General features: G+C 73.1%; 6 protein-coding genes and 1 tRNA gene. 4 read left to right on the top strand and 3 right to left on the bottom strand.

All coding sequences use genetic code 11. The features are described from left to right. Both VFW24_04325 and VFW24_04320 read left to right on the top strand, forming a co-directional pair. On the top strand, window positions 1-418 hold a 418-nt coding region (locus VFW24_04325), incomplete at its 5' end, for a vitamin K epoxide reductase family protein (GenBank protein ID HEX5265974.1). A 5-nt stretch (window positions 419-423) separates the two neighbouring features. Beyond that, window positions 424-1,506, top strand: a complete 1,083-nt coding sequence (locus tag VFW24_04320; GenBank protein ID HEX5265973.1) for a hypothetical protein — start codon at window positions 424-426, stop codon at window positions 1,504-1,506. On the opposite strand, the gene VFW24_04315 is transcribed toward VFW24_04320, so the two are convergent. From VFW24_04315 to VFW24_04305, 3 genes are all read right to left on the bottom strand, one after another. Further along, window positions 1,503-3,332, bottom strand: coding sequence for a M3 family oligoendopeptidase (locus VFW24_04315; protein HEX5265972.1), 1,830 nt, complete (start codon window positions 3,330-3,332; stop codon window positions 1,503-1,505). The two genes, VFW24_04320 and VFW24_04315, sit on opposite strands and share 4 nt — an antisense overlap. An 8-nt stretch (window positions 3,333-3,340) precedes the next feature. Then, window positions 3,341-3,412 (bottom strand) — tRNA-Lys (locus tag VFW24_04310). Between the two features lie 10 nt (window positions 3,413-3,422). Continuing rightward, entirely contained in the window at window positions 3,423-4,337 is a 915-nt protein-coding gene (locus tag VFW24_04305) for a TIGR03564 family F420-dependent LLM class oxidoreductase (protein HEX5265971.1), read from the bottom strand. A 59-nt stretch (window positions 4,338-4,396) separates the two neighbouring features. On the opposite strand from VFW24_04305, the gene VFW24_04300 reads away from it, so the two are divergent. Beyond that, the gene (locus tag VFW24_04300; protein ID HEX5265970.1) at window positions 4,397-5,695 is read left to right on the top strand and encodes a serine hydrolase domain-containing protein; all 1,299 of its coding nucleotides are present in this window, start codon (window positions 4,397-4,399) and stop codon (window positions 5,693-5,695) included. Between the two features lie 9 nt (window positions 5,696-5,704). Beyond that, window positions 5,705-6,411, top strand: a 707-nt coding sequence (locus VFW24_04295) for an amidase family protein (protein HEX5265969.1), incomplete at its 3' end; no start/stop codon positions are given.

The raw sequence follows: 6,411 nt of genomic DNA, 5'->3' as shown, positions 1-6,411 counted from the left end.
ACTCGGGATCTCGGGGTACCTGACCGCCGCCCACTACCTGTCCTCGAACATCCTGGTGTGCAGCGAGTCGGGGGCCGTTGACTGCGCCAAGGTGACGTCGAGCGCGGCGTCCAAGCTGGCCGGGGTGCCGGTGGCCGACCTGGGCCTGGCGTTCTTCGCCGGGATGCTGGTGCTGTGCCTGCCCGCCGCCTGGCGCTCGGAGCGACCGGAGGTGCACTGGCTGCGGACGGCGGGGGCGGTGGGGGGCATCGGCTTCTGCGTGTACCTCATCTACAGCGAACTGTTCCGGGTGCGGGCCATCTGCATCTGGTGCACGGCCGTGCACGTGATCACCTTCCTCCTGTTCGTGGTCGTCCTGGCGGCCGGCGGAGGGTGGGGGACGATCGGGCAGGACCAGCCCCTCCCGGTGTCGAAGTGACGCGCGTGTCCCGGCGGCGGTCGACGGTTCGCGTCCTGGCGGTGGCCGTGGTGGCCGTCGTGGTGGTGGCGCTCGGCGGCCGGGGCGGCGCCCGGGCCGACGGCACCGGGGGCCGGGTGGCGGGGGCGGCCCTGACCAATCTCAGCTCGGTGGACGCCAGCCAGGCGGCGGCGGTCTTCGCCCGCCTGAGCGCCGACGGGCTCAACACTGTGGCCCTCAACGTGTGGTGGGAGGACGACTCCCCGACCGCCGACTCGGTGCACCCCGATCCGGGAACGGTCGACGACTCGACGCTCTCGACGCAGATCTCCCTGGCCCGGGCGGCGGGCCTGCACGTGATCGTCGTGCCGCTCTTCTACTGCGCCGGCTGCGAGGGGGGCTCGCGCGCCGTGGTGCACCCGTCCAACCTGGCGGCCTTCTTCGCCTCCTACCGCGCCTTCGTCTACCGGTACGCGGCGCTGGCCCAGGCCGGCGGGGCCTCGACCCTGTACGTGGGCAGCGAGCTCTCGTCGCTGGAGGGCGCCACCAACGAGTGGCGGTCGCTGATCGCCGGCGCCCGGAAGCTGTTCCACGGCCAGATCGCCTACGAGGAGAACTGGGACGTCCTCGGCAACGCCAGGTTCCTGAACGAGGTGGACGTCATCGGGATCTCGGCGTACTTCCCCCTGGACCCGGCGGCCTCTCCCTCGCTGGCCCAGCTCCTGGCCGACTGGCACTCCTCGTCGATGCCGGGCTGGCACGGGCGGGACTGGGTGGCGGCGGTGGCCCGGCTGGCCGGCACCTACCGCAAGCCGATCGAGTTCGGCGAGGTCGGCTACATGTCCGGGGACCACGCCGCCGCCCGCCCCTACCTCGACTGGTACGACAACCCGAATCCGGGCCTGCAGGCCGACCTGTACCAGGCGCTGCTGGAGACCTTCGGCGGATACCAGTGGTGGGCGGGAGCGGTGTGGTGGGACTACGAGCTGGAGCCGGACGCCCTCGCCGCCAACGGGCGGACCTTCGCCGACAAGCCGGCCGAGACGGTACTGGAGCTGTGGTACGCCGGCGGGGTGCGGCCGCCGAGCCCCACCACGCCGATGGCCTAGGGCCGAGCCGAGCCGGCGGATCCGCCCGGACTGGCGGCCTGGTCGCAGAAGGCGCCGATGCGCCCGCTCAGCACGTCCAGGCTCGACGCCCAGAACGCCCGGTCGCGCACATCGATCCCGAAGCGGGCCGCCAGGTCGGCGGCCTCCCCGAGCCCGGTCGACGACAGCAGGTCGTCGTAGCCGGCGCGGAACCGCTCGGGGTCGCGCCGGTAGGCGGCGAACAGGCCCAGCCCGAACAGGAGCCCGAACGTGTAGGGCCAGTTGTAGAAGTGGGTCGAGTAGTAGTGGGGCTTCACCGCCCACATCCACGGGTGGAGGTGCTGGTGGTCGAGGCCGTCCCCGTAGGCCTCCCGCTGGGCGGCCAGCATCAGCTCGCAGAGCTGGTCGGCCGAGAGCGTGCGGTCCCGGCGCCGCTCGAAGACCTCGCGCTCGAAGAGGAAGCGGGAGTGGATGTCGACCACCACCTGACAGCTGCCCTGCAGGTCGTGCTCGAGGATGGTGAGGCGCCGGACCGGGTCGTCGGTGGCGGCCAGGGCGGCCTCGGTCAGGAGGGTCTCGCAGAAGATCGAGGCCGTCTCGGCCAGGGCCATCGGGGTGGCCCGCTGCATCGGCGTGCGGTCGGCCAGGGTGGTGTTGTGGTAGGCGTGGCCCAGCTCGTGGGCCAGGGTCGACACGGAGTCGAAGCTGCCGGCGAAGTTCATGAGGACACGGCTGTCACCGGCGGTCGTGCCCATGCAGAAGGCCCCGCCCCGCTTCCCGTCGCGCGCCTCGGCGTCGATCCACCGCTCCTCGACCGCCCGCCGGGCCACGGAGGCGAGCGCCGGTGAGTAACCGGAGAAGGTCTCCACCACGGTGGCCGTCGCCTCGTCCCACGACACCGCCGCCGACTCCGGGTCCCCTACCGGCGCGAACAGGTCCCACCACGGCAGTCCCCCGCCGGCGCCGGCCGACCCGAGCAATCCCGCCTTGGCCCGCAGATAGCGGTGCCAGTCGGGCAGAGACGCCACCACGGCGTCCTGCATGGCGTCCAGGGTGGCCCGGTCGACGGCGTTGGCGTGCAGGACCGGCTCGACCGGGTCGGACCAGCCCCGCCGGCGGTTGACGGTGTTGGCCTCCCCCTTGATCGAGTTCATGGCGGCCGCGCACGACACCGCCACCGTCGGCCACGCCGCCAGCTCCGCCTCGTAGGCGGCCCGCCGCCGGCCCCCGTCGGGCGATGTCGCCAGGCCCCGCACGACGGTGATCGGCAGGCGCTCGGGCCGGCCGTCGGGTCGCGGGACCTCGGCGGTGAGCAGCGAGGTGACCTCCCCGTGTAGCAGGTTCCACGCCCGGCTGCCCGTCAGGGTGAGCTCGGCGTGGAGCGACTCCTCGCCCTCGCTCATCAGGTGGGCCGCCGACCGTTCGGCCTGGCGCAGCGGGTGCAGGTGGTCGGCGGCCACCGTCGAGGCGGCGGCCAGGCGTTCGGCGCCGAGCGCCGCCGTCCACGCCTCGAAGCGGGTGAAGAGAGCCCGCACCCGGGCCGACCGGGCCTGGAGCTGCGACGCCGTGCTCGCGGCGAGGGCGTCGCGCGCGTCGGTCGTCACGAAGGCCTGCACGTAGGCGGACAGCAGCCGCTGGCTCTCGAACACCCGGTTGGTGGCGGAGACGACCGCCTCGAAGGCGGCCACGGCCGCGGCGTCCACGGTCCGGCGGTCCCCACCGTGGACGTCGTGCTCGTCGTAGAGGGCGGCGAGGCGGTCGACGTCGGCACCCAGAGCCTCCTGGGCGGCGGCGAACTCCGGCGACTCGAGCGACGGGAAGTACTCCGACACGTCCCAGCGCGGCAACAACGCAGTGGGGGTGGCGGGGATCGAACCCGCGGCACGCGGATTAAAAGTCCGCTGGTCTACCACTGACCTACACCCCCGCAGGAGAGGCTACCCAGCAGCCAGCTCGCGCAGGAGCTGCCGGGTGCGGTCGCGGGACGCGCTGCGGTCGGTGCCGACCGGGAAGGGGGCGGCCCAGAAGTCGGTGGCGCCGGCGTCGAACAGGGCCTGGATCTGCGCCGTGACCGACTCCTCGTCCCCGGTGATCACGGCGGCGGCGGGCCCGTCGACCTTGCCGTGGGCCAGGATCCGTTGGTAGTTCGGCAGCTGCCCGTAGCCGGCGAACTGCTCGGCCGCCGCCTGGCGCGCCGCGTCCACGTCGTCGTGCACGGCCACGGGCAGGCCGGCGACTATGCGGGGAGCGGGGCGGCCGGCGGCATCGGCGGCGGCGGTGATCCGGGGCGCGACGTGGGCGTCGACGGCGGTGGCGGTGGCCATCCACAGGATGGTGCCGTCGGCCCACTGCCCGGCCACCCGCAGCAGGCGGGGCCCGAGGGCGGCCACGAGCACCGGCACCGGCGCATCGGGCCTGAGGCCCCGCCCGCCGGAGTGGACGCGGACCTCCTCCCCGTCCATGTCGACCGGCTCTCCCCGCAACAGGGCGGTCACCGCCCGCACGTACTCCTCGGTGTGGAGCCCGGCCCGGTCGTAGGACATCCCGTAGACGCCCTCTATCACCGGCTGGTGCGACGGCCCGATGCCCAGGGTGAAGCCGCGGCCGATGGCGGCCACGACCGACGCGGCCCGGTTGGCCTGCAGCAGGGGATGGCAGGGATAGGTCTGCAGCACCGACGTGCCGAGCTCGACGGCCGAGGTGGCCCGGCCGGCGGCGGCCATGGCCACGAGCGGGTCCCCGCCGACGGCGCTGGCGTACCACAGGCTGGTGAACCCGTCCTTCTCGGCCTGGACCGCCTGGTCGACCATGCGGTCGACGGTGGACCCCCCGCCCGTCAGCCCGATGCGCATGGGGGCAACCTAGCGCCGTCCGGGATATCGTTCGATCCTCTAACAGTTTGGGGGGCTGGATGAAACTCAACCCGGACGCGGCGGGGATGGACGGGCGCCGGCTGGAGCGCGTCACCGAGCACGTGCAGCAGCGCTACATCGACGCCGGCCGGATCGCCGGCTGCCAGGTGGCGGTGATGCGCCACGGGGAGACGGCGTACTTCGCCTCGTTCGGCCTGGCCGACCGGGAGCGGGGCCGCCCGGTCGAGGACGACACCATCTGGCGCATCTACTCGATGACCAAGCCGATCACCGGCGTGGCCCTCATGTCCCTGTACGAGCGGGGCCACTTCCAGCTCGACGACCCCGTGCACCGCTTCATCCCGGAGTGGCGGGACCTGAAGGTGTCGGAGCCCGACGGATCGGGGCCCGGCGGGACCGGGGGCCGGCGGCTGGTCGAGCCCCGGCGCCCGATGAGCGTGCGCGACGTGATGATGCACATGTCCGGGCTCGGCTACAGCGCCATGCGCCGTCGGGGTGCCGGTTCCCTGCCCAGCGCCGAACGACCGGCTCCGATGGCCGAGGAGCTGGGCAACGCCGAGGGGGCGGCGTCGCTCGCCGACTTCGGGGCGGCCATGGACGCTCCTTGGACCCTCGAGACGATGACGTCCTACCTGGCCGAGCGGCCCCTCCGGTTCCATCCCGGCACCCAGTGGCTGTACTCGGTGTCGACCGACGTGTGCGCCCGCCTGGTGGAGATCATGTCGGGGAAGCGCTTCGACGAGTACCTGCGGCAGGAGATCTTCGACCCGCTCGGAATGGACGACACCGGCTTCACCGTGCCGGACGGAAAGGTGGACCGCTTCGCCGCCAACTACGCGCGCAACGCCGGCAAGGAGCTGGTGCTCGTCGAGGACCCGGAGCGCAGCGGCTACCGGAAGGAACGCTCGTTCCTCTCCGGGGGCGGCGGGCTGGTTTCGACGACGGCGGACTACGTGCGCTTTGCCCAGATGCTGTGCAACGGCGGGGAGCTCGACGGCACGCGCATCCTCGGCCCCAAGACCGTCGAGCTGATGTCGGTCAACCACCTGCCGGGCGGGGGTGAGCTCCGGGAGTTCGCCGTACCCGGCGCCTACGGGGAGGTCGGCTTCGACGGGATGGGCTTCGGGCTCACCATGGCGGTGGGGCTGGGGCCGGCGCGGACCGGGGTGATCGGCTCGGCCGGGGAGTACATGTGGGGCGGGGCGGCGTCGACCATCTTCTGGGTCGACCCGGCCGAGTCGCTCGTGGTCGTGTTCATGACCCAGCTGATGCCGTCGGGGACGTTCAACTTCCGGGGCCAGCTCAAGGCCCTGGTGTATCCCGCCATCGTGAGCTAAAGGTTGGGGGTGCCCGACGACACCCCCACCATCGACGACCTCCGCAGGGCCAGCGCCGCCCTCCACCTCGACATGGACGACCGGGAGCTGGAGGAGTACCTCCCGTTCGTGGCGGTGTTCGGCGGGGGCATGGCGGCCGGCGGCGGGGGGGCGGGGCCCGGCGGCGGCGCGGAACGAGCCGGTCCGGTCGCCGCGGCGGCACGCTGGCCCCGGGGAGGGGGCCGGGCTCCGACGGCGGAGGAGAACCCCTACGGGGCGTGGGCGTGGCTGGTCGAGGTCGAGGGCGCGCCCGATGGCCCTCTGGCGGGGCGGACCGTCGCCATCAAGGACAACGTGGCGGTGGCGGGGGTGCCGATGACCAACGGCTCGGCGGTGATGGGACCGTTCGTCCCCGACTTCGACGCCACGATCGTGACCCGGATCCTCGACGCCGGGGGCCGGATCACCGGCAAGTCGGCCTGCGAGGACATGTGCCTGTCGGCCGCCAGTCACACCGCCGCCTCCGGGCCGGTGCGCAACCCCCACGATCCCACCCGCACGACCGGCGGGTCGTCGAGCGGGTCGGCGGCGCTGGTCGCGGCGGGGGCGTGCGACCTCGCCATCGGTGGGGACCAGGGGGGATCGATCCGCATCCCCAGCGCCCTGTGCGGCACCTACGGGATCAAGCCATACCGCAGGTGGGAACGGACGAAACGGTCATCAGGCTCGCCCCACGG

The organism is Acidimicrobiales bacterium, assembly GCA_036273495.1.
GTDB lineage: Bacteria > Actinomycetota > Acidimicrobiia > Acidimicrobiales > JAJPHE01 > DASSEU01.
This window is presented reverse-complemented; position numbering and strand designations above follow the sequence as displayed.